Origin of the sequence: Bacillus sp. DHT2 (genome assembly GCF_026241455.1) — a bacterium.
GTDB lineage: Bacteria > Bacillota > Bacilli > Bacillales > Bacillaceae_G > Bacillus_A > Bacillus_A pseudomycoides.
The window spans coordinates 1-23,936 of sequence record NZ_JAPHWH010000020.1 but is presented as its reverse complement, the minus strand read 5'-3'; the positions used below and the strand labels follow the sequence as shown (position 1 = coordinate 23,936).

Annotated in this window: 25 protein-coding genes and 11 tRNA genes; 5 read left to right on the top strand and 31 right to left on the bottom strand. The window is 34.7% G+C overall.

What is annotated here, in order from left to right:
* Nucleotides 1-31: 31 nt before the first annotated feature.
* The 10 genes from ORL93_RS28030 to ORL93_RS27985 form a co-directional block, all read right to left on the bottom strand.
* Nucleotides 32-919, bottom strand: a complete 888-nt coding sequence (locus tag ORL93_RS28030) for an amidase domain-containing protein (RefSeq protein ID WP_006093442.1) — start codon at nt 917-919, stop codon at nt 32-34.
* A 46-nt stretch (nt 920-965) separates the two neighbouring features.
* A complete protein-coding gene (gene queG, locus ORL93_RS28025) occupies nt 966-2,108 on the bottom strand; it encodes a tRNA epoxyqueuosine(34) reductase QueG (protein WP_097794586.1) in 1,143 nt (380 codons plus the stop codon).
* A gap of 209 nt (nt 2,109-2,317) precedes the next feature.
* A tRNA-Gly gene (locus tag ORL93_RS28020) sits at nt 2,318-2,391 on the bottom strand.
* A gap of 111 nt (nt 2,392-2,502) precedes the next feature.
* A complete protein-coding gene (locus ORL93_RS28015; protein ID WP_018781883.1) occupies nt 2,503-3,156 on the bottom strand; it encodes a DsbA family protein in 654 nt (217 codons plus the stop codon).
* Between the two features lie 190 nt (nt 3,157-3,346).
* Nucleotides 3,347-4,123 (bottom strand): transglycosylase domain-containing protein, encoded by a 777-nt coding sequence (locus tag ORL93_RS28010; RefSeq protein WP_006093439.1) that lies wholly within the window; start codon nt 4,121-4,123, stop codon nt 3,347-3,349.
* 998 nt (nt 4,124-5,121) lie between these two features.
* Entirely contained in the window at nt 5,122-5,841 is a 720-nt protein-coding gene (locus tag ORL93_RS28005; protein ID WP_003205196.1) for a YebC/PmpR family DNA-binding transcriptional regulator, read from the bottom strand.
* A gap of 268 nt (nt 5,842-6,109) precedes the next feature.
* Nucleotides 6,110-6,244, bottom strand: coding sequence for a hypothetical protein (locus tag ORL93_RS28000; protein ID WP_255299165.1), 135 nt, complete (start codon nt 6,242-6,244; stop codon nt 6,110-6,112).
* Between the two features lie 442 nt (nt 6,245-6,686).
* Nucleotides 6,687-7,493: a C1 family peptidase gene (locus ORL93_RS27995; protein ID WP_098018062.1), complete on the bottom strand. Its 807-nt coding sequence runs from the start codon at nt 7,491-7,493 to the stop codon at nt 6,687-6,689.
* 297 nt (nt 7,494-7,790) lie between these two features.
* Entirely contained in the window at nt 7,791-7,940 is a 150-nt protein-coding gene (locus ORL93_RS27990; RefSeq protein WP_018781879.1) for a hypothetical protein, read from the bottom strand.
* 441 nt (nt 7,941-8,381) lie between these two features.
* Complete coding sequence (locus ORL93_RS27985) at nt 8,382-8,630, bottom strand: GntR family transcriptional regulator (protein WP_265960107.1); 249 nt, start codon at nt 8,628-8,630, stop codon at nt 8,382-8,384.
* A 263-nt stretch (nt 8,631-8,893) separates the two neighbouring features.
* Here ORL93_RS27985 and ORL93_RS27980 point away from each other — a divergent pair, with 263 nt between their 5' ends.
* From ORL93_RS27980 to ORL93_RS27970, 3 genes are all read left to right on the top strand, one after another.
* Nucleotides 8,894-9,988, top strand: a complete 1,095-nt coding sequence (locus ORL93_RS27980; protein WP_265960106.1) for a response regulator aspartate phosphatase — start codon at nt 8,894-8,896, stop codon at nt 9,986-9,988.
* A complete protein-coding gene (locus ORL93_RS27975) occupies nt 9,988-10,269 on the top strand; it encodes a DUF2790 domain-containing protein (RefSeq protein WP_265960105.1) in 282 nt (93 codons plus the stop codon). Before ORL93_RS27980 ends, ORL93_RS27975 begins: the two co-directional genes overlap by 1 nt.
* Nucleotides 10,270-10,348: 79 nt before the next feature.
* Nucleotides 10,349-11,155, top strand: coding sequence for a hypothetical protein (locus ORL93_RS27970; RefSeq protein WP_265960104.1), 807 nt, complete (start codon nt 10,349-10,351; stop codon nt 11,153-11,155).
* Between the two features lie 65 nt (nt 11,156-11,220).
* On the opposite strand, the gene ORL93_RS27965 is transcribed toward ORL93_RS27970, so the two are convergent.
* From ORL93_RS27965 to ORL93_RS27930, 8 genes are all read right to left on the bottom strand, one after another.
* A complete protein-coding gene (locus tag ORL93_RS27965; RefSeq protein WP_265960103.1) occupies nt 11,221-11,586 on the bottom strand; it encodes a hypothetical protein in 366 nt (121 codons plus the stop codon).
* An 885-nt stretch (nt 11,587-12,471) separates the two neighbouring features.
* Nucleotides 12,472-13,056 (bottom strand): recombinase family protein, encoded by a 585-nt coding sequence (locus ORL93_RS27960; protein ID WP_061658820.1) that lies wholly within the window; start codon nt 13,054-13,056, stop codon nt 12,472-12,474.
* A 537-nt stretch (nt 13,057-13,593) separates the two neighbouring features.
* Nucleotides 13,594-13,917 (bottom strand): hypothetical protein, encoded by a 324-nt coding sequence (locus tag ORL93_RS27955; protein ID WP_265960102.1) that lies wholly within the window; start codon nt 13,915-13,917, stop codon nt 13,594-13,596.
* A gap of 339 nt (nt 13,918-14,256) precedes the next feature.
* Nucleotides 14,257-15,564, bottom strand: coding sequence for a DEAD/DEAH box helicase family protein (locus ORL93_RS27950; RefSeq protein ID WP_265960101.1), 1,308 nt, complete (start codon nt 15,562-15,564; stop codon nt 14,257-14,259).
* Nucleotides 15,565-15,669: 105 nt separating this feature from the next.
* Nucleotides 15,670-15,882 (bottom strand): hypothetical protein, encoded by a 213-nt coding sequence (locus tag ORL93_RS27945; protein WP_265960100.1) that lies wholly within the window; start codon nt 15,880-15,882, stop codon nt 15,670-15,672.
* The gene (locus tag ORL93_RS27940) at nt 15,863-16,567 is read right to left on the bottom strand and encodes a metalloendopeptidase (RefSeq protein WP_265960099.1); all 705 of its coding nucleotides are present in this window, start codon (nt 16,565-16,567) and stop codon (nt 15,863-15,865) included. Before ORL93_RS27940 ends, ORL93_RS27945 begins: the two co-directional genes overlap by 20 nt.
* 24 nt (nt 16,568-16,591) lie before the next feature.
* Nucleotides 16,592-16,879 (bottom strand): helix-turn-helix domain-containing protein, encoded by a 288-nt coding sequence (locus ORL93_RS27935; RefSeq protein WP_265960098.1) that lies wholly within the window; start codon nt 16,877-16,879, stop codon nt 16,592-16,594.
* A 333-nt stretch (nt 16,880-17,212) separates the two neighbouring features.
* Nucleotides 17,213-18,034 carry a MerR family transcriptional regulator gene (locus ORL93_RS27930; protein ID WP_265960097.1) on the bottom strand — a complete coding sequence of 274 codons (822 nt, stop codon included), beginning with the start codon at nt 18,032-18,034 and terminating at the stop codon, nt 17,213-17,215.
* 285 nt (nt 18,035-18,319) lie between these two features.
* On the opposite strand from ORL93_RS27930, the gene ORL93_RS27925 reads away from it, so the two are divergent.
* Both ORL93_RS27925 and ORL93_RS31625 read left to right on the top strand, forming a co-directional pair.
* The gene (locus tag ORL93_RS27925; RefSeq protein WP_265960096.1) at nt 18,320-18,910 is read left to right on the top strand and encodes a BglII/BstYI family type II restriction endonuclease; all 591 of its coding nucleotides are present in this window, start codon (nt 18,320-18,322) and stop codon (nt 18,908-18,910) included.
* A 122-nt stretch (nt 18,911-19,032) separates the two neighbouring features.
* On the top strand, nt 19,033-19,368 hold the full coding sequence (locus ORL93_RS31625; RefSeq protein ID WP_483298362.1) for a BglII/BstYI family type II restriction endonuclease: 336 nt from the start codon (nt 19,033-19,035) through the stop codon (nt 19,366-19,368).
* A 41-nt stretch (nt 19,369-19,409) separates the two neighbouring features.
* On the opposite strand, the gene ORL93_RS27920 is transcribed toward ORL93_RS31625, so the two are convergent.
* From ORL93_RS27920 to ORL93_RS27860, 13 genes are all read right to left on the bottom strand, one after another.
* Nucleotides 19,410-20,645 carry a DNA adenine methylase gene (locus ORL93_RS27920; protein WP_265960095.1) on the bottom strand — a complete coding sequence of 412 codons (1,236 nt, stop codon included), beginning with the start codon at nt 20,643-20,645 and terminating at the stop codon, nt 19,410-19,412.
* A 65-nt stretch (nt 20,646-20,710) separates the two neighbouring features.
* The gene (locus tag ORL93_RS27915) at nt 20,711-21,589 is read right to left on the bottom strand and encodes a hypothetical protein (protein WP_265960094.1); all 879 of its coding nucleotides are present in this window, start codon (nt 21,587-21,589) and stop codon (nt 20,711-20,713) included.
* A gap of 213 nt (nt 21,590-21,802) precedes the next feature.
* The gene (locus ORL93_RS27910) at nt 21,803-22,795 is read right to left on the bottom strand and encodes a tyrosine-type recombinase/integrase (RefSeq protein ID WP_265960093.1); all 993 of its coding nucleotides are present in this window, start codon (nt 22,793-22,795) and stop codon (nt 21,803-21,805) included.
* A gap of 177 nt (nt 22,796-22,972) precedes the next feature.
* Nucleotides 22,973-23,054 (bottom strand) — tRNA-Leu (locus ORL93_RS27905).
* Between the two features lie 10 nt (nt 23,055-23,064).
* Nucleotides 23,065-23,135 (bottom strand) — tRNA-Cys (locus ORL93_RS27900).
* Nucleotides 23,136-23,149: 14 nt separating this feature from the next.
* Nucleotides 23,150-23,224: transfer RNA gene (locus tag ORL93_RS27895), tRNA-Gly, on the bottom strand.
* Nucleotides 23,225-23,229: 5 nt separating this feature from the next.
* Nucleotides 23,230-23,304 (bottom strand) — tRNA-Gln (locus tag ORL93_RS27890).
* Nucleotides 23,305-23,369: 65 nt separating this feature from the next.
* Nucleotides 23,370-23,445, bottom strand: a tRNA-His gene (locus tag ORL93_RS27885).
* A 12-nt stretch (nt 23,446-23,457) separates the two neighbouring features.
* Nucleotides 23,458-23,531, bottom strand: a tRNA-Trp gene (locus ORL93_RS27880).
* Between the two features lie 14 nt (nt 23,532-23,545).
* Nucleotides 23,546-23,629: transfer RNA gene (locus tag ORL93_RS27875), tRNA-Tyr, on the bottom strand.
* A 10-nt stretch (nt 23,630-23,639) separates the two neighbouring features.
* Nucleotides 23,640-23,715, bottom strand: a tRNA-Thr gene (locus ORL93_RS27870).
* Between the two features lie 14 nt (nt 23,716-23,729).
* A tRNA-Phe gene (locus tag ORL93_RS27865) sits at nt 23,730-23,805 on the bottom strand.
* 9 nt (nt 23,806-23,814) lie between these two features.
* Nucleotides 23,815-23,890 (bottom strand) — tRNA-Asp (locus ORL93_RS27860).
* Between the last annotated feature and the right edge of the window lie 46 nt (nt 23,891-23,936).

The following is a 23,936-nucleotide window of genomic DNA, read 5'->3' as shown; positions in this document are numbered from 1 at the left end:
CTACGTATTATACCACTTGAGTGAAAAATCTCTACCCATTAATAATATGAAAAAATTTATATTTCATTTGTGGTGTATATTTACTGGAATCTTCATAATTCCAATAACGCCTGCGGCTATTGGCAGAATGGGCATTTACAAGCGGCATGCCGTCCGCATCTTTGGCTACAACTATTGTTGTATGATTCCATCTACCATCATCTTCAAAGTCATAAACAATTACATCACCAAGTAGAAGGTCTTCTGGATTTTCTACCGCTTTAGCACGAAGTCCTGTTGTAGCCCCTGATAAATACCAATAAAATGAATGAGCAACTGCCCAGCTCCAGCTCCACTGATTCTCCCTTTGCCACCATCCTTTACGAATGTTAGGATACCCAGTCATTGGTGTTTCACCAATATGCAGACACTGTGAAATAAAATTCGTACAATTATCAGGAAAATTACGATACGCCGGGTTTCGATCATCCCACCAACGCTCCGCATATTTGACAGCTTCTAAGCGATTATATTGATACGAATCATACTTTCCTTTCGTTATCTCACGCTCTAACGTTTCCCCTTGGACCTTTTCTTCTTTCACTGCAATATCTTTATCTTCTACAATACGCCCATCTTTCAGATAAACACGCCGTTCTAATTGTTCTTCTTCCATGTAGAATAATTCATGATGATGAACTAAATATTTCAAATGAACTTGATAATCTACTTCTTGATATTGCTTACTATTCAATTGTCTTATAAAAGATACGTCTGCTGTTGCTTTTACAATTTCAGCATCACGTTTTTGAAACAAATTTCTTTTTCGTTGTAACACTTGTAGTAAATCAGCAGGAATCTTATCGACACCTACACGTTTATTTGTAATATAAGCTAAAAATTGTTGCATTTGTTGTTCAAGCTGTTTCTTTACTAACATAGGCCTCTCCCTCCATATTACACAATATGAAAAAAAGAGGCATTATCTACTGTTTTTTCTCAGCTAACATTTCAAGACCGCGATTCATTTCATGAAGAACTTCTTCATCCTTTTCACGCTCCATCGCCTTTTCAATCGCTTCTCCTACACCTTCACCACCGATTTTCCCTAAGGCCCATGCTGCTGTACCACGAATTACAGGTCTTGGATCATCTTTCATAACACCAATTAAATCAGGAATTGCTGTGGTTTCCTTGAAATGAGCAAGGGCTAAAATTGCATTTCGTTGCAATGGTTTTTTCCCGCGCCATGATCCAGACATAATGCCATATTTTTCTTTGAAATCCCGATTACTTATCGTTAATAATGGAGTTAATAAAGGTTTAACAAGCTCTGGATCTGGCTCCATTTCTAGATGGTTATGAAAGTCCTTCCCTCTGTTCTTTGGACAAACTGTTTGACACGTATCACAGCCGTAAATACGATTTCCAATTTTATCTCGATATTCTTCTGGGAGAAACCCTTTTGTTTGCGTTAAAAAAGCAATACATTTTTTTGAATCTAATTGTCCTCCCTGTACAAGTGCACCAGTTGGACAAATATCAATACACTTTGTACAACTTCCGCACTGATCTTCTATTGGTTGATCCGGCGGAAATGGTACGTTCGTAATCATTTCACCTAAATACACATAGGAGCCAAATTCTGGCGTAATAATAGAACAGTTTTTACCGCTCCATCCAATACCAGCACGCTCCGAAACAGCGCGATCGCTCAACTCTCCCGTATCCACCATTGATCTCACTTCTATCTCAGGAAGCTTCTCAATTAAATACGCCTCTAATTTTTGCAGGCGATCCCGCAAAACAAGATGATAATCTTGTCCCCAAGAAGCACGGCAAAAGATACCACGTCTTTCTCCTCGTTTACTTAACGGTGCATTTTTCAACTTTGATGGATACGCTAATGCAATTGCAATAATGGATTTTGCTCCTGGCAATAGTAACTGTGGATTCGTTCTTTTTTCAATATCAGGTTCTTCAAATCCAGACTGATAATTTAATTGTTGCTGCTGAATTAAACGCTGTTTTAATTCTTCAAATGGTGAGGCACTCGCAAAGCCTATTTTATCTATTCCAATTGTTTTACTATACGCTATAACATCTTGCTTTAATTGCTCAAAATTCATGCTTTGCCTCCTTCTACGATGAATACATATCCTCATCAAACAAGTAATCACCTACTGATGGTTAGCAATCCACTTCGTAATCATAGTCCTTAATTCTATTTTCGCATAAAATCTTCATTTCCAAACATTAAAAAACGCAATGCCTCGTTTATCTTAGAAACGAAACACTGCGTTGATCACAATTTATTATGAGAATATGAAATAATATCTGGAGCGGGTGAAGAGAATCGAACTCTCGACCAGAGCTTGGAAGGCTCTTGTTTTACCACTAAACTACACCCGCAAATATGAAAAAACATAAGATATTGAAATAACTTATGTAAAATAGTATAGCATGTAATAAAAGCCCAAGCAAGAATTTTATCGAAAAAAGTCGAAAAGTGATGAATAATCATCACTTTTTCAATTCTTTATCGATTGCCTTTTTCATACTATCATAATCAGGATTTGAAAGATTCCCATTTACATATACTGAAGGAGCACCTTGTACTTTTAATTTTTGTGCACGATCGGAATCCTTACGTACTTTGTCTTGGGTTTCTTTGCTATGTAAATCTTTTTTAAACTGTTCTATATTAACTTTCGGAAGTTTTTCCTTCACTGTATTAAGAAGCAGTTCTTCTGTAATCCATTCTTCAGTATCTTTCTTCTGAATTTGATAAATTTCATCATAGAATGTCCAGAAAGATTCTGGGTCTTGTTTATAAATCGCCTCACCAGCCGCTGCACCTAAATTAGAATCTTTTCCAATAAACGGAAAATTAATGAAATAAAACTGAACTTTCCCTTTATTAATATACTCCTCTTTTAAACGAGGTAATACTGTCGTATCCCAAGTTCGACAAGCTGGACATTTAAAATCCCCAAATTCAACAACCTTAACGGGTGCATCTTCCTTACCTAAAGATTGCTGCGTGGAATAAGCAAACATTTCATTCCCTTTATCTTTTTTGTCATTTATGATACTGTACGCAACTGTTCCAATTACAATTAACACTGCAATAGAAAAAACAATACCAAGAGCCATGATTTTATTTGATGATTTCATATACATTCCTCTTTAAATTCATATTCTGTATACATTGTTGTACACATTACACATGATATCAATACTTTTATATATCATGCAATGAACACGCTCACATAATTTCCAAAAATACAACAAATGTGTCAATATTGTGTCTCTTCTTTGGCAGTCTTATTCAAAAAAAGTGAAGTTCCCCTATGGAACTTCACTTTTAACTTACCGCTTTTTCACGAGCTACTTTTTGCAATGAATGCTGAGTTGGAATGTCATGACGAATTACTAATTTTTCACTAATTGCTTGCACATATTCATCATGACTAATATATCCTTCTCGTTCCATTAATTTCAAAACGACATTTCGTCTTTCTACTGCTTTGTCATAATTTTGAGCAGGGGAATAATAAGCAGGAGCTTTCACAACAGCAGCCATCATTGCACTCTCACTTAATGTTAATTGATTTACCGTTTTGCCAAAGTATAGCTTGGATGCTTTTTCAATCCCCCATGCACCTTCTCCGTAATAAATATTGCTTACATATAATTTTAAAATCTCATCTTTAGTAAATGTTCGCTCAATTTTTTTTGTATAAAAAACTTCCTTCCATTTACGAGAAAATGTACGTTCATTAGATAAAAAAGCATTTTTGGAAAGCTGCTGTGTAATTGTACTTCCACCTTGTACAACACCACCAGCTTTTATATTTTCAATAGAAGCTCGGACAATTGCTATATAGTCTAAGCCGTTATGGTGATAAAACCTTTTATCTTCTGTCGCAATAAATGCGTGAGCCAGAGATTCTGGTACCTCTAATTTAGCAGGTACATGTAGCTTACTAATATCACTTCTTTCAATCATTACATTTCCGATAAATAATAATGTACAACTCAGTAGTAATAATAAAATAATAGCTTTATAAAGAAACTTTGTAATTGGATTGAATGAAACTTTTTGATGATAGTTGACTCTAGACAGTACTCGTTCTTTCATTATGCACACCTCTTTTCCTTACATCATATATAATCCTTACATTAAGAATACCGTTTTTTAAAACAATCTCCAATCGATTTCTCTTACACCTACCTTACAATGTTGTAAGTTATAGAATACATATTCTAGCAGAAAAAATGGTAAGCTTCTATATACATCGAAATTAAAAAACAACATCCCACCTTCTTTTTAGATGGAAGAGAGAATCTGGCCATGTATAGAATCGGTCAGTGCCTTTTTTGGCCCCATACCACGTGAAAACAAAGGGAGCAAATGAGTGGAGATCCTCTTTTGTTTTCATAGCCACGACTTATATGTCGGAAAATCAAAATGGATATATATATTCAGATGAATTGCTTTAAAATCACATATCCATCCTTCTTCTATTATATCACCTGGCATATTTTTAGTTTTAGTTAGTTCCCTCCTAACATTTTTTCTACAGTATTTCTAAAAAATTAATATAACAGTCCAATTGGAACAATATAGATATAATACCAAACGAACGTTCTTATAATCAATATGTATTTACTATGTATACTTTTTATCTTATTACTTTACCTAATTTCACCGATTAAACATCATACTAGACATTTTTACTTACACAATATAAGCAAAAAAGGACGATTGATTTGATGATATCTCAAATCACTTGCCCTTTTGAAATTAATAATAGATGAAATAATCTATAATCTCCCTATCAAATCATAAGGATCTATTTTCCATGTTTCATATGGAATGAAATTCTTTGCTTTTATGGCATCAAGTGTTCTCGACTTCATATGTGGGCGTGTTATATATTTTATGTAAGCAGAAACAGCAACAATATGCTTAGGGGTTGTATATTCCATCATCCAGCTTCCAAAGAATATTAGTTTTATTTTAAAATCAATATAATTTAATTTTCAACAAGCATTTCGAGAATCCTTTTTAATCTACAAACAATCCAAAAAAAGAGGCCTTTTGTTCTAAATAACAAAAGGTCTCTTTTTTAGATATTATTCACCCAAATCAACATTGTGATAAACTTGTTGAACATCTTCTAAATCTTCTAATGCATCAATCATTTTTTCAAATTGCACTTGTGCATCTTCTGGAAGTGTTAAATCATTTTGTGCAAGCATTGTTAGCTCAGCAACTGTAAATTCAGTAATACCAGCATCCTTAAGCGCTGCTTGTACCGAATGGAACTGATCAGGTTCAGCATAAACGATAACCGCTTCCTCTTCTTCTAGAATATCACGCGCGTCTACATCTGCTTCCATTAAAATTTCAAGCACTTCATCTGCTGTTTTTCCTTCAAGCCCAATAACAGCAGTTGCATCAAACATATATGCTACGGATCCATTTACGCCCATATTACCACTATTTTTACTAAACGCAGCTCGTACATCCGCTGCAGTACGATTCACGTTATTTGTAAGTGTATCTACAATTACCATAGATCCATTTGGTCCGAATCCTTCATAACGAAGCTCGTCGTAATTTTCTTCAGAACCACCTTTTGCTTTTTCAATCGCACGATCAATGATTGTTCTTGGTACATTGTATGTTTTTGCACGTTCTAATACGACTCTCAACGTTTGATTTGATTCTGGATCTGGCTCACCTTGTTTTGCAGCCACATAAATCTCACGTCCAAATTTCGCATATATACGGCTTGTATTTGCATCTTTTGATGCTTTTTTGTCTTTAATATTATTCCATTTACGGCCCATACTGTTCCACTCTCTTTCACGTTTAAATCTACATAAAAATATTAATATGAAATACAATGTTTATTCAACACTTTTTCAAAATAAATACAAAAAGTTCATTATTGATTCGCATTACTGACATAATATAAATCAATATAATTTCGTTCATTCACCAAATTATATTATACCTTAAATTCATAATTCATTACGAATTTAACACTCAAATAACATGATTTTACAGTGTAAATACAAAAAGCCTCCTAAAATGGAAGCCTACTTTTACAACCCATTATTTTGGTTCTGAAAGGTCTCCAGATTTCGTTAATGATCTAGCAATTCCATCTCCAAATTTATTTAATACAAAGTGTGTTTCCTCATAATGCGCATGATTTGGTTCATCGAACTCTCGGATTCTCGGACTCACTGCCGATTAAAATGCACGGTTTTAATGCGTGGTGCGAACGGTGAGAATTGCTCGTAGTGTTAACTTTTGTTCAGCTAGTACCGATAACGGAATGACTGATACTATAAGAGTTTTTCTTTGTGTTTATAGCAATACGTAAATAAGACCGCCTCTTTTACAAGAACGGTCGTACAAAAAACATTTGCTGGAGGTTGCTACGAATAGCTTAAGATATCTTCTTTAGTTATTGTGGACAAGAATTTTTACGTTTATTCGCAAAAACAGCAGGCAACTGATTAAGTCCCCGCTACGTTCTTGCACGACATGGAAGAGAGAGCGCCCCGTTTTGAAAGAGTGAAGCCGAAGGAAAGTCGGCTTGCAGATAGTATACGCAATACAAAAAAAGATTATTCAAAGAGGAGGAATTAGAATAATCTTTTTATCCTCCTTCCTTATTCTGAAATTAACGTCCGGTCCACATATCCTGTACAATTCCGTTTTGGAATAATTCATATGGAAAATAACAATACTCTTCATCTCCCCATTCTGTCCCCCAGCTGTTTCGAATAATCACAACTTTTTTATCATCATCATACCCAACAGCACATACAGCATGTCCTGCTGGTTGTCCATCTTCTATAATTACATCATCAGTTCCTGAGATAGGTACGATTCCAGTTTTTCTTACCTCATCAGAATGATAAAAGGCATTTGTAACTAGAAAACCAAGAACTACTGGAAGTCCATGCGCCAGTGCAGATTTTAATCGTGGTAAATCTTGCACACGACTATATTGCCCAATCCGATAAAGTAATGCATCATTTTCCGATTTCGAGGATGGTGTATCACGAAAATGCTCTATTTGGTAAGGGTAATCTTTCTCAGGACAGACCCCCAGCTTTTCAAGTACACTCATCCCATCTCGCAAAATAGCTCCATTATCATTTTGAATGTCTCCCTCTATTTTTCGTTCATGATAATACAGATATAAGCGCGATAATAGAACAAATGGGCGTCCCGATTGTTTTAAGAGATACTCACGTAATCCGGATACAATAGCGTTTGCTGTACAAGAACCAAGTTGACCTTGATCTACAACATCTGACATTCGCTCTCGAAGATCCACTTGAGTTGGAAGATCCTCCTCATTACTAAAAAGATAACTTTGAAACATTCTATCTCGTAAATCGATAGGGTCTTTCCTCACATTTAGGTATTTAACAATATCATTATTACTAGTAAGGCTAAGAATTGATTCTTTTGAATTCATATTTAAACATTCGTCCTTTCCTTATAGACAAAGTCATTCAATATATATCCTTAACATATACATTGGAAAATATGTATTCTATAACAGAGAGTCTTGGTTATACTTTGACTTCCTTGTATAAAAAAAAACGAGTAAAGCCAACGAGAATGGTGGTCACTTACGATAATTAAACGCAGGGCTCCGTAGGATTTTCTACTTCATTACGCATATATAAAATGACGTTTTCTTTACTATGTTCCTCTGTAACGTTATACAACTTTAAATTTATACTGTCGATACCTTGCTCACGTAAATGGTTTAGGCAGATACTTCCTTACGATAAAGCCCAATCGTATGAGGCCTTAAATTACGTAACTCACAATTCTTCGTAAAAATACTTAGCGCATCCTCAAACGTTTCTACGTACGACTTTTTACTTTTGTGAACAACAAGATAATTCGCGATCATTTAACACGTTCCTTCGTCTTACCACAACTACACCTCCACACTCAGCGTAAACGATTTGCTCGCACGCTTCGAGTTAATATAGTCATCTAAGAATTCAACGTCTATAAACGCAAAAAAAAGCACTCCTTACCGCAGTAAGAAGCGCTTAATATGTACGATATAATCAATCCGAAGACAAATAAAAAAGACGATTACTCGTCTTTTTGATACCGATGGTCGGGGTCGAACCGACACTCCCGAAGGAACACGATTTTGAGTCGGTTTTTTCCGTTATATCGTTATTTATTATCATTTCTTTACAGTCATATTAAGTAATTCTACAGTTAATTGTAGGGTGTTACAGTTAGCCTGTTCACACGACTACTATATACTTTACAGTATAGTTCTAGCAGGCGATATTTTCAATATATTTTTTCTACTATTATATAATCATCATTCTCCTTATACATCTGTTTCTAATGTAAGTTGATAAGTGTTGGACGCTTTCCCTTGTCCTACCGTAACAGACATTAGCCCCTGTTCTTTCAGCCCTTTTATTGCCTTTGATGTTGTATTACGATTAGCCCGTAAATAGTCCTGTAGTTGGTTATAAGATAACTTCACTGGTGCTTTATCAGCTTCTAATTCTTTCATGATATATAGTAACAATAGTTCCGTTTTATCTAAGTTAGTCCGTTTAAAAAACCCCATTAACAACTCTTCCCTTTCCTTTTTCCCATAAATTGTATTAATTGTAAAGTATATTAATAAATCACAGTATTTATAGTACAAATTAATTACTATAAAATCAACAAAAAACCAAAACCTCTTAACACTCTCTATCTTCTTTCTTCTTTTAATTTACTCAAGTAAATATTCAAACAAAAGTTGAGAAATATTGAAATTCAATTTCCATTATATTTTATTCTTGCTATCATTATTTATAAGAATATTCAAAAAAGCGAGGGGATTTCATGAACGTTCAAATGAAAGGGAATGAACAGGTTTTAAAGTTACTAAATGACTGGTATCAGGCTATACTACAGCAACAAGTAGAAAAAGCAAAACCATTTAAACAAGAAATTGAGGACAAACTTTCCAGTATAAAGGAAGACGAAAATCTACTACTATACTATTCATTATTAAACTTTAGATATAAGGTACTAACAGATGGACTTAACATTACAAAAGATAGCTTTAATGAAATTAACTCCTTTGATGTACCTGATAACAGCTTTCTATCCTATTATTATCACTTCTTTAAAGCCATTCACAACACAATTCTTGCAGACTACAATGAAGCAAATGAACACTTTGAAAAAGCAGAGAAACTTTTAATGTATGTGCCTGCCGAAGTAGAAAAAGCAGAATTTAATTATAGGCTGGCATCTCTCTATTACCAAACTTATAAACCCCTACCATCTATTTCATATGCTAGTAAAGCAAAAGACTTTTTCAGCAAAACTAACTGTTATGACATTAACATCGCTTTATGTGAGAACGTCCTAGGCTTAACATGTATACAGATAAGACAATTTGAACAAGCAGAAGAACATTTAAATAAAGCGATTGATATTGTTAAAGAGATTAATAACACGGAACTACTGTTACGTATTAGAAATAATTTAGGCTGGTTATACGCAAATCAAAACCTTTCAGATTTAGCTATTCGTCATTTATCAGAAGTTACAGAACATCTTCCAAACCATTATAAAGCTATATTCTTACAGGCTAGGGAATATTATAAATTGGGCGAACACAACAAGGTTGATACACTAATTGAAAAAGGGCTTGCAGCTTGTACTAAGATAGAAAATAAGGAATACGTGCACCGCTTTAATATCCTGAAGGAAATGAATAATGGTTCTGATTCTCTAACGTTGGAAAGTGTTATTTTAGAAGGAATTTCTTACTTCGAAGCAGAAAATTTAACACGTTGCGTACAAGAATATACGGAAATATTAGCAACTATGTTTTATAAGGAAGAGAACGAGAAGAAAGCAAGTAAGTATTTTTACATGAGTAATGAAGCAAGAAAGAAATATGAAGAAAAAGGGGCGTTAGTGTAATGAAAAAACTTAAAGCGGTACTACTATTATCGGTTACGGCATTTGGTTTCTTAGCAATGGCTGAAGGTGACACACCTGCACCACAAAGACCTGATTTAGCATATAGTGAGGGGCATACAGGTGGTGCACCTGCTGAAAACCTTGGTGACACTTGGTCTCCATCTTACGCACATGGAAATACTGGTATTGTAAGTAATGAAGTTGACGGTGGAGGTTCACCCGCTTACGACCATGGACGACCACCAGCACCTACGAATACACACGGCGAAACCATAATTTAATTTATAAAAAGAACGTCCTTCTCTAAAGGTAACGTTCTTTTTTATCGAAATTTAACTATGAAAGGATTGAACAACGAAAATGTTTGACGAATTATCATTAGAGACAATAGGCAAGTTTGCACCTGCATTCACTACAATTATAGCCACCTTACTTATACCAGCTGTATTATATAGTGTTAATCAACTTGTAATAGCGGCAACAACTAAGGAAATTGATAAATTGTATTTAAATAAAGCCACACAAGTAAAATTGAATTTTTGGAATGTGGTTTTATCTACACTGTTAGGTGCTTTTTTATATCTATTTGCTGCTGTGTTTTTTAACTTTGGAGTATATGATAACCTTAATAAAACTTGGAGTAACAGCGAAAAAGTTTGGTACATCGGAGGAACTGTAATTATTAGTCTTATTCTATTATTTGTACTGTATTTGCTATTTTTGTTTTCCCTGCATAAAAACAAGAAGTTTAATATTGTTTTTAAAGTTTTAATTTTCCTTCAAATCGCAAGTAGTGTAATTAGTTTTTCCCATCTCATTACTAATCAAATTTTTAGGAAGTGGAATTATGAGATGATACCTTCCATAGTACTTCTTATTTTAATTTTCGCATGTATACAAACCACAATGAATAACCTAACAAGAAATAAGAAACCTTCACAATATATTATTAATATAGTAGACGAAGAAAAATTAGAAAGTTTAATCCACGGTTACGCACTCGATGAAAAAAGAACGGTGTGTTTTGTAGAAGGTATAAAACCCGATGAGGTTTTTTATGTATGTGATTTTTCATCAAAGGTTTTTGTGAAACATACAAAAAAATCTGAAGAACATGTGACTGCTAATCAAACAACACCTATTGTCACTAACAGCACTACTTTGTAAACAACATATTTCTCCTCACTAAAGAGTACTTCCAACTTAAAATAAACAAAAAAGGGTACAAGCTATTAAGCCTGTACCCCGTTTTCTTTCTCTTTATTTAATTGTTCCTGCAATTCTTTCATAAGTTCATCCGTTTCTTTATCCACCATTTCCGAATGTATATCCCATTCCTCCTTTAATTTAATAGCTTCGTTACGTAAACGATACCCTCTATTTTTACAACGTTCATACAAAAATAATTGTTTTTCAGCTTCTTCCATATCATTATTACATTCCCCAGCTATAATATGTTCGTTATAACATTTTTCACCTTCAGCAAAGTACTTATTAGCTTCTTTAAATAAGTCAGCAATAAGTTGCAATTTCAGTCCCTGAATTTTCATTTCATCCATTAATTCAAAAAGTCTTCCTGTTTGTGCTTTTAAGTCCATTTTTCAGTACCCCATTTCATTTTATTAAGGCTTTTTCCGCCTTACAAATAGGTAGTACCGCTAGGAAGAGTTTTTAGGACAAACAAAACAAATTTTTTTAATCTCTGCCCCTGCCCAAGTTCTGAAAACCCATCACAAATTTTCTTTAACGTTTTTTCTGAATTGTAAAGACGAAAAACTTGAACCACCCTTCCCCCGTAAAAAGGCATAAAAAAACACACTAGTAATCCACCTACCAGTGTGTTGCCGTTCGTTATACCGCTAGGACTGTTTTATATTTAGCGGCAAATGAGGTGACACATGACCTCGCTAAAAGAAGTAGCACTTTCATTATAATCATTTTCTTGAATATTCACTAGTCTGAGTTAGGAAAAATGGTGTAGGAATTTACAAGATGCCAGACCCAGCCTACTACCCTACCCGTTCCCCCTGTGGGGGGCTTGTTCCTACCCAAAAAAGAATACCATTTGTTCCGTTATGATAGTTGCATTGTGATAGGAATATATGATAGTACCTCAAGCCGCTTTCCTGTATTGATATTTCTTACTCTCAGAGTTATACACTTACGATAGTATCAGTATGTACTATATGTTTATGCCATATGGGTATATAGGTGGTACTGTATACTGCGTGCCGTGCCCGTTGTCCTCACTGTATCCTCGCACTAGGTAGTAATGGGCTGAGTGTGGTGTTACTGTGCTATGCGGTGCAATGGGTAGGTGTGGTATATATGGTGCATATACAGTACATACACCAACGGTACAGGGTTACGCAATATCACCGCACAGGCGGCTGTATATGGGTCGTCATAACGTACAGGGCTGCTAGGTGGTTTAAAAGGCACGTGCTAAATACTATAAAAAAGTCCATAAAAAAAGAAAGGCATTATTTCAGCCCTTCTCGTTCTAAGATTCTATATAAAGTACCAGTACCCACTTTGTAGACTTCCCTGATATGTCTAATAGATTTCCCCTCTTTATACGCTTTAATGATTTCCTGCAAGCGTCTTTCTTCCTTGCCACCTTCTACTAATTCAGCTTTACGCCCTTTGAACTTCCCTTCAGCCTTTGCAATAGCAATGCCCTCTTTTTGTCTCTGTTTAATCATTCCTCTTTCAAACTGCACTAGCCCTGAAAATATTGTTAAAAGAAACTCATTCATAGGATTATCGCTGGAAGTATCTAGCCATGTTTCATTTATGGACTTTAAACCAGCACCTTTATTTTTAATCTGTTCAATGATTTCTAGTAAATCTTTTGTAGAACGTGATAGACGGCTTATTTCATGTACATAAACCGTGTCACCTTCCTGCAAGTCTTCTAGTAACTGTTTTAGCTGTGGACGTTCCATACTAGCCCCTGAAACCTTTTCTTCATAACCAATCGTACAACCAGCTTCTCTTAATGCTTTTTTCTGCCTTGCTGTATTTTGCCCTTCACTACTTACTCGAATATATGCAATCTTTCTCATGTTACCGTCCTCTTTTATGTATTCGTTACTGCTAATATACACTTAATTTCAGTAACAGTCAAACGGTAATAATTAAAGTGAGTTGGAATCCTTGCTATTACTGGTTTTTCAAAAAACTACCATTCGTTACTGTATATCTAAACTCTATCGGTAACATTAATTTTCCACTTATATTTTAGAACGGGCTTAAAATTAAGCTGATAAAATGCAAAGGGATAATACCTGTGGTTTCCTACTAAGCCATACGGGACAAAAAATGCCAATAAACGCATGTGTAACAAGGGGTGGACAGCTATTACCACCTCAAAAAAAGATTTTCCACAATCACAATTTATCACAAAGGCAAGCGGTGCTATTTTGCCTATTCCAGCTAACACAACGTAAATTATTGTCAAGTGAGTTACCTTACACTAATACAAATAAAAAACCCCCACTAGTATTAACCAGTAGGGGTAACGTGTGTACAATTGCGTTGATTAAGCTGACCCCAAAAATTTAGGGTTACTTTAACTAACGTCTTGCATTTCTTTACGTAACTTATTTTTTTACCTTCTCTATATCTGCTAACCTTCTTGTACGAATCTTCTCACTTTCAGTAGTACCTCCCCCATTAAATGCAAAAAAGCATTTGTGCTGAAGTTCCTCATCTTCTCCTAACATATTTACCGCACGATTGTAGAAGACTCTACCACAAATACTACATTCATGTTTCACAGCTACTATTACATTTATAGGACGTTCCTCAACTACGATAAAGCCCTCATACTTTTCATTCAATAACTGCTGATATTCTTCTTTACTAATAGTGGTAAAACTAGCCACTTCGTAACTTCTTATTTCTTTTTCAAATTCTGTATACATTGTATTAATTATGATACCTCCTGTTATGATTAATTAAATTTATAGTGTTACTTACCGCCCTAACGGGCGTGACTGCGGTTACGGCTTTCGCCTACACCTTGTCCACTTCTTGATAGTGTTCTTAGTTAATAGTTTCTAGTACTACTATGAATAGTGTCGCTATAACAGGGAAAGGGGCGTTAGTCCCTTTCCCTGTTATGCGGTATCTTTTATACACTTTTTATATACTTCTCTTATAAGGGAATAGCCCACAAACCCAGTAGTATCAAGGGTTATATCGTTTGTTTATACCTTTTTCGGTGTAAATGTTTAACGCATGAAAAAAGAAAAGATTTCAACCTACTCAATTATTTCATTATTTAAGTACTGTTCAAGTAATGTCCTCATACGTTCACTAGGAATGTACAACTGTATTTTCTCACCTTTACGTACTCTACTTCTAAACACCCACTGCAATAACTCTGATAGTGCGAATAAGTCTTCGTTTACCTCAATTCCTTTATCTGTGAAGAAACGCTTTGTGATTGGATTAAGGAAGCGGTTAGCAAGATAAATACATACCCCCTTATCTGCATAGTCATTAGTGGCACGGCAAGTTACCTCTACAAACTGCTTCTTCAGGTTCTTCGGTGTGATATTGTTTTTAATATCATCTTTTTCACCTAAGAATGTAGTCCAAATGACATCTTTAGAAGACACTCCACACTTGTTGTAATAAAAATTAAACGCATTATCTTTCACCAATTTCTTCAGATGGTTATCTTTCACCAATCTCTTTAAATGACTGACAGAAAAAGCGTGCCGTCCTTCACCAATCTTATTTAAATCTGTTTTATCACGTATGGTTGACTTGAAAATATGAATGAGTTCTTTTAAATGTGTCTTATCTTCTTCATGTAGTGGTACATATGGAATTAACTCATATTTGCTATTAATGTTTCCTACAGAATGATAGGTGTACTTTACGTTAAACAAGTCATAGTAGTAACGTTGAATTTGCCCGTCAAACATGTAAGTCAGCACGTAAACTTCTTCAAATGCTTTAAATGCTTCTACAGGAAATGTCCAGTACATAGCTACGTTATCGTAAATCATAAGGTTATTAGATTCAGCAAGATTACGAATTTTGGTAAACTGACCTTCTTTATAGTCGCTATCATTCCACTGTACAAATCCATTTTTATCGACAATAATAAGCGGTTCTCCTACTTTATTAGTTGCTGATAGTAGTAATTGCAAATCGTCCTTACTGATTTTTTCTTGTTCAATCACATTCATGACCTCATCAAGAATAAGCATATAGCCCTGTGCTTTAATTAATTCAATTAGTCCACTGTCCATATTTTGAAAAAGTGCATGTGTAGAAACAATATCCTTCCCTTCCACAATTAACGATTTCAAGTTGTTCAGTTTACTCCCTTTTCCTTTAGAAGCTTCAGGTTGTACAAATTTCCTATCTCTGCATGAAGAAATTACCCTTTCTACTTCATTCAAAAACGGTGTAATGTAAATGAATTTTTTATACAGTGGTGCTTCATTCATATGCTGAATAGCCCAACTTGTTTTCCCCGTTCCCATGATTGAGTCAATTATTTTCACTTGTAGTGGCGATGGCTTTCTTACCAGTGAATTTTGTTCTTTTTTCATTTTATTTCCTCCTTCGTGTTTGATTACATAGAGGTAGTACCTTCCTTTCACAACATCAGGACATGGAAAAAATACAAAAAAAAAGGCCGGCATTTCTACCGCCCCTTACTTACCACTATCTAATGGTTTATATAATTGTGAAATATTGCGTTTCATTGCTTCTCCAATTTCATCATAATCCACAGGAGAAACGTTTTCAGCTTCTTTTAACTGTAAACCGAATGACATAGCAATTAATGGTGAAAAACCATGTAATACTGACTTATCACCTTGTTTCAGTTTATCTAAAATCATTTCTTCACTTTGTTTCGTTAACACTGCTACTCGCCCCTTCTTGTCCATAGTCACGAATAATAAAATTGTTACTCTTAACCGTGTTGTGTCCGTTCGTAGCTTGGATAAAGTCATTTGGTGAAACCTGTAAATAACCCACTTCAAGCGGTGTTGTTGTGGCTGGTTTTTTATTTCGATAATGGTATTTATCAGTAACTACCTCGTCACCAGCTAAACAATCATGCACATCATAAATAAAATCTTTCTGTTCTGCTTCTAGCATTACATGAACGTCCGCTACGCACTGCATAATATTAGAAAGCCCAACACGTACAGCTTTATTCATTTCTTCGTTAAAAGTGGTACTTAATTCCCTACGGTCTGTATCAATGGCTTCAGCAACTGCTGGGGCGTGTTTCAATCGACTTTGCGACTTTCTCCCTTCGCATTCTTCTAAATAAACCTCATATGACTGTAATTCTTTTACTAAGTGTTCCTGTTCATTTTGAAGATAAATGCGTTCGCCAATTTCATATGTCGCTTCCATATCAGCAAGTACTTTCACTAATTCAGCTTGTTTTTCAGCTTTTCTTTCTTCAATACTGTCAGCATACTTTTGAATGTCTTCCATATCCTTTTGAAATGCTTGAATAGCCTTCTTTGTGTGGCGGTGCGGTTTATATCCTGCAATTACTTTATCTAATGCTTCACGATTAATTTGAAACAACATTTATTGTTTTCCCCTTTCGTCCATTCATATTTTGTAATTTCTACGCTGTTTAATTTCCATTAGCTTTCTATACGAATCAATTTCCACACGGTCTATCCGATAACGCCGTTTTAATTCCTCTACCCTTGCATATACATTAGGGCTAAAGTCCTCTACATTTCCGCTTTCGTATTCACTTACCATACGCTGTGAAACGCCTAGCTTTTCTGCAACGGCAGCTTGTGTTAAGTTGCGTGAAAGTCGAATCCATTTCAGCATTGGGGGCTTAATTTCGGGCTTATATGGTAAATTTTTATAATCGTTTCTAATCATTATTAATTCGTCCTCTTTCTTAAGTTTATTTCCCCCTCTACTGGTACAAAAAATAACCACTACATCAAATGATATAGGGGCTAACTTAAGTAATGTACAGCCAAAAAGGAGAATAAGGAGAAAACAAAAAACCACACACTAAAGTATGCGGTCTATTATAAATCCTCCTATATTACTGTGTGTCAAACATAGGGCATTTACAGGTACTATCATAGAATTATTTTTAATTTCAAACTATGTATTACAAGGATTTATACTTCCCTCTTCGTCAAGCTTCTTTTCATCTAAATTTAACATTCCTCTACGATATTTCCAAATACACCTTCGACTCTATTATGAAAGTATATTCGAAAAAGATTTTTGCAATTGTTCTATTTGTTTCTTATTTAATCGTTTTATTTCAGAAAATGTCCTACCATTTTCTGTTTCTACTAACAAGTAGTCATTGTTCTTGAAATCTTGCATAATTAGAATATCTGATGATGAAGGATTCATTTTTTCTTTAGTATCCTCTTTTTGTATTGTTAATTTTTTTATCGTTTTTACTTTATCCTTATCTTTTATCTTTATAAATTCTCCTATTAAATCGTCATCAAATATGATGTGACCCTTGCTATCTCTTTTTACCGAAATATTATATTGCTTAATCCAATAACTAATCGTACTCTTCCCGATTCCTAACATTTTAGCTACTTCAGTACGGTTTAATTTCTTTATTTCATCATCATATAATACCAATTGTTGTACTGATGGCTGAGTTTCTTCTCCTTTAGTTCCTGGTACTGGTGGAACTTTGCTTTTTAATTCCTCTATTCGATTCCTTACATCTATTTTTTGTCTATCCCCACGAGAGATAACATGTAAATTGCATTTTCTTAAATCATAAGGATTATCAGTTAAATTTACGACATGTTGTAATTTATCACTAATACCCATAATAATCCTTGAAAGGATAATTGCTTTTTTATCCGCACCAATTCCTGCCACAAATTTCCTGCCATCTCTTTTCCAACTCTTCCATTCCCCTTTTACAGCTACCTCTACTTTGGAAAAGTCTTCTGTTTCAATATATACCTCTTTGATTTGTTTTGTTTTTGCATCTGGACAGTATATTACTGTAATCCCTTCCTCTAAATTTCTAAATTTATTTAACATTAACTTTCCACCAGCCTTTTGAATAAAATTATTGAATAATTTAAATTTTACAATATATTATATGGAAAATCTATACAGAATCCTTATTTAGTTAAGTATTTAATGCGTTTTAATAAATTCATTACAACAGACGCACTATTTTTCAAATAACGGTAAACCAATTAATATTTCTAATACATTTTATTTTTTCCTAAAGAATTTTAAAATTAAAATATTGCATAAAAGCATAACAAATAAAACCATGGTAAAATAAGCCTATTAACAAATAGAAAGGAGGCTATTAATTTGAGTATTGAGTTACTACCACAATTCATAAGGGATAACTATGAAGTTCACGAATGGAGACATGCTTGTGCCATCTTGAAAGAGGATTTTCCAAAAGAATGGAATGAAATTATAGACGTATTAAGCAACTTTAGATTATTAAAAAGTGATATTGTGCAAGCTGGTGGGCGTAAATCACCAATTTCAAATAAAATTGACTCACATTTTTATGATTTAAACTGGAAGGAAAAATCATTTGATACTAAGATTGTAATCGATAAAAGCGAACTAGAATCTCCAACTCATAGTATTGATTGTTTTAAAAATAGAATTGCTGTTGAAATTGAATGGAATAATAAGGACCCTTTTTACGATAGAGATTTGAATAACTTCCGTTTATTATTTGACCTTCGGGCTGTTAGTGTTGGTGTGATTATTACCCGATGTACTCACTTACAATCAATCTTTAATAATCTTGGAAAAGGAAGTTCTTATGGGGCTTCTACAACGCATATGGACAAATTAGTCCCACGTATTGAAGGCGGCAGTGGTGGCGGATGTCCCATTCTTGTTTTCGGAATTAGTGATGATTTATATATTGAAGACGTTTAATGTGAGGTGAGAAATGAAAAAAAAAGCATAGCGATGCATGGGTTCAAAAAAACTATTTTATAAATGAAAAAAATAATGGGCTTATAATATTGCAAAACAAGCACTTGGATTTGTGAACAGATATTAAATTCGCACTAAGAGGATTTAGACTTCATTATAAAGAAATAGTTTCTCCTGGTGGCGGAAAATCTCTAGTCACTCAAAGGCTTGAAAAGTTTTTCAAAAAAAAGAATTGGAAGTCTGTTGAATTTAAGGAATTACATACAATTACCAAACATACAAGTCTCCATGAACTATTTGAAAGTTTAGGTTACTTAGTAACAACAAAAAAGAAAGTTGCAGATAAATATGGTTCTACTCATACTCATACAGAGAAACTTAAAAAGCTTCTAGGGGCTAATAGATGTAGTTGCCCTATTGTAGTAATAGGAATCACTCAAGATGTATATAGAGTGTAATTAAAAATAGGGAGGTCACTGGTAAACTACCTCCCTTATTATTATTTTTTTATTAAAATTAGTGCTTCTTTTACGTCTCTGCTTTTGTCCTCTCTACGCCCCATTGTACTATGGGCATAATCTTGAAGACGTACCTCAATAGTGTAATTCTTATTAAAGCTTGTTTCTGCTAACTGAACTAATTCATCTAATTCAATCATTCCTGTATTACTATAACTTAATACTAGACTGGATTCCTTTTCATTTATCTTCTCAAACATTGACTGAAAAGCACCCTTCACCTTTGTTTTAATGCAAAATGGAGATTGATGGCGGTCTGTACGATACCTGCCCTTAAATTTCACTTCAGGATAATCATAACGTACAAGAGTTTCAATTGCGTGATAGAAACGTGAATAGTGTACAAAACAATATGGTGGGTCAGCATAGACAGTCGAATTATTTTCTATACCTTCCAAACAGTCCATATAGTCCTTTGAAATTACTTTATGTTGTAAGTTATTTTCCCCTAACGTTTGCTGAAGTTCTGTAAATTTTCTTTCAAAAAATGAAACAATGTTTTTTCGACGATAAATTAAAATATCATTCATTGAAGAAAGTGTGTTAGCGTCCCTATACTGTGCATAATGCCCTGTACTTTGTGAATTATAGGACATAGCGTGCATCAAGCTAGCTAATATTGGATAAAATACTGGTTCGTCTTTATATCTGTCTGCTACTTCTCTTATAGCGTCAATCCATAGACATTGTTCAAAGTTCCAGTACGTCCCTGAATAATTCTTTACGAACAAATGATAAGGAAATTCCGAAAAATCCATGTTAATCAATTCTTGCTGTTCTTTTTCTAACTCGTTAAATTCTTCTAATGTAAATTCACGGTTATAATTAAACACTAAGTCAGGATATGCATTTTTAAATACATTAACTAGTTCTTCAGCTTCTGCTAAGATATCTTGAAGAATATTTGGATACTTGTCCCATTCATAGTTAGATAAATATGCGTTTGCTAAAACTGCTGAATACTGTTGAATATCATTTGACATCATAGGGACTTGATTACGCAATGCACCTGATAAAACAGTTGAACCTGCGAACAAGTCCACTACTGTGCCTCCTGTATAGCATTCATTAATTCCTTCTACCACATACTCAATGATAGCACGTTTAGAACCCATGTATTTTATGATAGAAGGTATACTGCCTTCTACGTATAATCCATTATTATCTTGTAAATTATTCTGTTTCATTTGTGGGTTATCCTTTAATGTTTCTGTCATAATATCGTTCCCCCTAAAGAGTAAGTATACCACTTAAACCGCAATTCTTAATAGCATTTACCTCATTAAATAAATTCATAAAATATCCCATTAGTAACATTTTGCAGTTTAGGTCTTATATGAACTCCTTCTTGTATTTCCTCAATTAAGCAATAATATAAGCTATCTAATTTCTTCTGTAACGTTCCGTAATAATAGGCATACATATTACGAACCTTCCCTAATTTCATACCTCTAATCGTTTGTTTAAACGCTTCTAATCCTTCATGCAATAATTCACTATCTTGATATACAGACTTCAGTTTTTTTATGGAAATATCATACATCTTGTATAATTCCTCAATTACTACGGCATTGTCAAAGAAGGATTTTACAAGGTTTTTAAATGCACTAGGGACTCTTTCTGAAACAAATTCAGCGTTTAATTCTGTATGTTTCACATTTTTTACATTTTCTGTTCGATTATTAATAAATACGCCTTTATTACGTTTATTTATATTTTGATTGTTAATTTCAGAAGGATTATTAGTTTTATTTGGTGCGTCAATTTTCGCCTTTTTCACTACATCATTTTGTTGTTGAATGTCTATTTTTGACTGATAACATTGAAATACATATACATTATGTCCCTGAAAATTACCTCGTTTCGTATTATACACAACAATTAAACCTAGTTTCTTCGCTTTACGTAACATACGTTCAAAGGTACTTCTTGAAATGCCTATACTTCTTTCATGAGTAGCCGAAATAATGGTTTGAATTTTAGCATTAGAGATACCTGCAAATTTACAAGCATAACGAATAAGACGCTTTAATGCGACTAATTCACCTTTAGTAAATTTCTTTTTAATGTCAACTAACCACTGTTCTATATTATTGTTAAAATCTTTTATATCCCTAAAGTTTGATAAATGTTTAAAGTCTGTAATGCTTGCAGCTTTCATATTCCCCGTTTCCCTTCTTGTTCGAAAACATTCCAGCACATACTTACTTCTATGTCTCACTAAAAAGACAATAGGAAACTAAACCCCTTGCATTATATTTTTTTAAAATTTATAATGGAGGTGCTAATGTACGGAATATCCGTTATTTAGTTTTAAATTGATTGTTTAAATTTAGGTCACGTGCTGGTAACACGTGGCTTTTTTCTTTGTCTTTTACAAGTATCGTTTATTAAGCACTTTTAGCGGTGAAAATTCTTTATGTCGTTCTCTTACGTCATTACCAAATAGGTTTACATACGTTTTAACAATCTCCATGTTCGTGTGTCCTAATATCGCTTGTAATTCGAAGATATTCGCCCCTTGTTGAACACTTAGCTTTGCAAATGTGTGTCTAAATGTGTGAGGACTACATCGCACATCTTTTATTTGTGCCATGTCACCATATATAGATATTCGCTGCTGTATTCCTCTTCTAGTAAGCCGAGTCCCATCAACAGTGACGAATAAACCATTACTTTCAACATAACCTCGAATAGCAATATATTTTTTCAACTGGTTTTTCATATCCCTTTGTATAGGCACTTGTCGTTCTCGATAGCTTTTGGCATTACGAATTACAAGTAAACTATCTTCCCAGCTAATATCCTTTACTGATAGCCCCACTAGTTCATTTACACGTATTCCTGTTTCAAGCATTAACAACATAATTGTGTAATCCCTAACGCCAGTAAACGTCCTTAAATTAGGCTGACGGAACAATTTATTAAGCTGTTCCTTTGAAAAAGTAGGGATAATTCGTTTCCTGTCTTTCAACAACTTGATGTTTTCCATTGGATTTCTAGGAATATGTTTCTGCTTGTATAAAAAGTTATAGAAAGCACGTAATGCACGTAAACGAGTATTAATAGAAACTACTTTAATCCCCCTATAATTTTTCATGTAGAGTATCACATTTTCTTTAATATGTTCTTCTGTCATGTTATAAGGCTTTAGAATAGAAACGTCTATTTCTTGTTCTGATAATAAGTTAAGAAACGCCTGTAACTCATTCAAATAATACTTAATCGTAAATGGTCTAAGGTTTCTTAACTCACAGTCCTTTACAAACAAAGTGATAGCTTCATCAAACGTTTCAACGTAAGACTTACTTTTCTTTTTAATAACAGCTAATTCACTTTCATCTAAAATATTTTTTCTTCTAGCCAAAAGTTAGCCACCTTTCTTTACCTGTGAACACGACTAATGAATACGATTTTAAAAGTGGATTTTGCAGAAAAAAACACCTCTGAAAACACAAAAAAACGCCTTCCTACAAACTGTAGAAAGACGTTTTAAACGTTGCTATTACTTAATTCTTCTGTAATTGACGATAAACATATTTGATACCGATGGTCGGGGTCGAACCGACACTCCCGAAGGAACACGATTTTGAGTCGTGCGCGTCTGCCAATTCCGCCACATCGGCATAATGAGAAAGGCGGCAACCGGATTCGAACCGGTGGTAAAGGTTTTGCAGACCTCTGCCTTACCACTTGGCTATGCCGCCATATTAAATTACTTTGGAGCGGAAGACGGGATTCGAACCCGCGACCCCAACCTTGGCAAGGTTGTATTCTACCACTGAACTACTTCCGCAAAAATGGCTGGGCTAGCTGGATTCGAACCAGCGCATGACGGAGTCAAAGTCCGTTGCCTTACCGCTTGGCTATAGCCCACCGAAGTTTTAATTCATTATATGCAAGTATTAACTACTTTATTTACAAATATTAAAAAATAAAAATGGGGCGACTGATGGGAATCGAACCCACGAATGCCGGAGCCACAATCCGGTGCGTTAACCACTTCGCCACAACCGCCATGTTGTGTTTTGGCAGGGGTAGTAGGAATTGAACCCACACTGGAGGTTTTGGAGACCTCTGTTCTACCTTTAAACTATACCCCTATATAAAATGTAAATGGTGGAGGGGGGCAGATTCGAACTGCCGAACCCGAAGGAGCGGATTTACAGTCCGCCGCGTTTAGCCACTTCGCTACCCCTCCGAAACTTACATGGTGCCGGCTAGAGGACTTGAACCCCCAACCTACTGATTACAAGTCAGTTGCTCTACCAATTGAGCTAAGCCGGCATATTTAGTTAAAATGGTGGCTCGGGACGGAATCGAACCGCCGACACGAGGATTTTCAGTCCTCTGCTCTACCGACTGAGCTACCGAGCCAGAAATAAATGGCGGTCCCGACCGGGGTCGAACCGGCGATCTCCTGCGTGACAGGCAGGCATGTTAACCACTACACCACGGGACCATTTGGTTGCGGGGACAGGATTTGAACCTGCGACCTTCGGGTTATG

Bases quoted from the DNA above. Each gene is read 5' to 3' on its own strand.
- ORL93_RS28030 (WP_006093442.1), bottom strand. From the start codon at position 919: ATGTTAGTAAAGAAACAGCTTGAACAACAAATGCAACAATTTTTAGCT.
- queG (WP_097794586.1), bottom strand. From the start codon at position 2,108: ATGAATTTTGAGCAATTAAAGCAAGATGTTATAGCGTATAGTAAAACA.
- ORL93_RS28015 (WP_018781883.1), bottom strand. From the start codon at position 3,156: ATGAAATCATCAAATAAAATCATGGCTCTTGGTATTGTTTTTTCTATT.
- ORL93_RS28010 (WP_006093439.1), bottom strand. From the start codon at position 4,123: ATGAAAGAACGAGTACTGTCTAGAGTCAACTATCATCAAAAAGTTTCA.
- ORL93_RS28005 (WP_003205196.1), bottom strand. From the start codon at position 5,841: ATGGGCCGTAAATGGAATAATATTAAAGACAAAAAAGCATCAAAAGAT.
- ORL93_RS27995 (WP_098018062.1), bottom strand. From the start codon at position 7,493: ATGAATTCAAAAGAATCAATTCTTAGCCTTACTAGTAATAATGATATT.
- ORL93_RS27990 (WP_018781879.1), bottom strand. From the start codon at position 7,940: ATGATCGCGAATTATCTTGTTGTTCACAAAAGTAAAAAGTCGTACGTA.
- ORL93_RS27985 (WP_265960107.1), bottom strand. From the start codon at position 8,630: ATGGGGTTTTTTAAACGGACTAACTTAGATAAAACGGAACTATTGTTA.
- ORL93_RS27980 (WP_265960106.1), top strand. From the start codon at position 8,894: ATGAACGTTCAAATGAAAGGGAATGAACAGGTTTTAAAGTTACTAAAT.
- ORL93_RS27975 (WP_265960105.1), top strand. From the start codon at position 9,988: ATGAAAAAACTTAAAGCGGTACTACTATTATCGGTTACGGCATTTGGT.
- ORL93_RS27970 (WP_265960104.1), top strand. From the start codon at position 10,349: ATGTTTGACGAATTATCATTAGAGACAATAGGCAAGTTTGCACCTGCA.
- ORL93_RS27965 (WP_265960103.1), bottom strand. From the start codon at position 11,586: ATGGACTTAAAAGCACAAACAGGAAGACTTTTTGAATTAATGGATGAA.
- ORL93_RS27960 (WP_061658820.1), bottom strand. From the start codon at position 13,056: ATGAGAAAGATTGCATATATTCGAGTAAGTAGTGAAGGGCAAAATACA.
- ORL93_RS27955 (WP_265960102.1), bottom strand. From the start codon at position 13,917: ATGTATACAGAATTTGAAAAAGAAATAAGAAGTTACGAAGTGGCTAGT.
- ORL93_RS27950 (WP_265960101.1), bottom strand. From the start codon at position 15,564: ATGAAAAAAGAACAAAATTCACTGGTAAGAAAGCCATCGCCACTACAA.
- ORL93_RS27940 (WP_265960099.1), bottom strand. From the start codon at position 16,567: ATGTTGTTTCAAATTAATCGTGAAGCATTAGATAAAGTAATTGCAGGA.
- ORL93_RS27935 (WP_265960098.1), bottom strand. From the start codon at position 16,879: ATGATTAGAAACGATTATAAAAATTTACCATATAAGCCCGAAATTAAG.
- ORL93_RS27930 (WP_265960097.1), bottom strand. From the start codon at position 18,034: ATGTTAAATAAATTTAGAAATTTAGAGGAAGGGATTACAGTAATATAC.
- ORL93_RS27920 (WP_265960095.1), bottom strand. From the start codon at position 20,645: ATGACAGAAACATTAAAGGATAACCCACAAATGAAACAGAATAATTTA.
- ORL93_RS27915 (WP_265960094.1), bottom strand. From the start codon at position 21,589: ATGAAAGCTGCAAGCATTACAGACTTTAAACATTTATCAAACTTTAGG.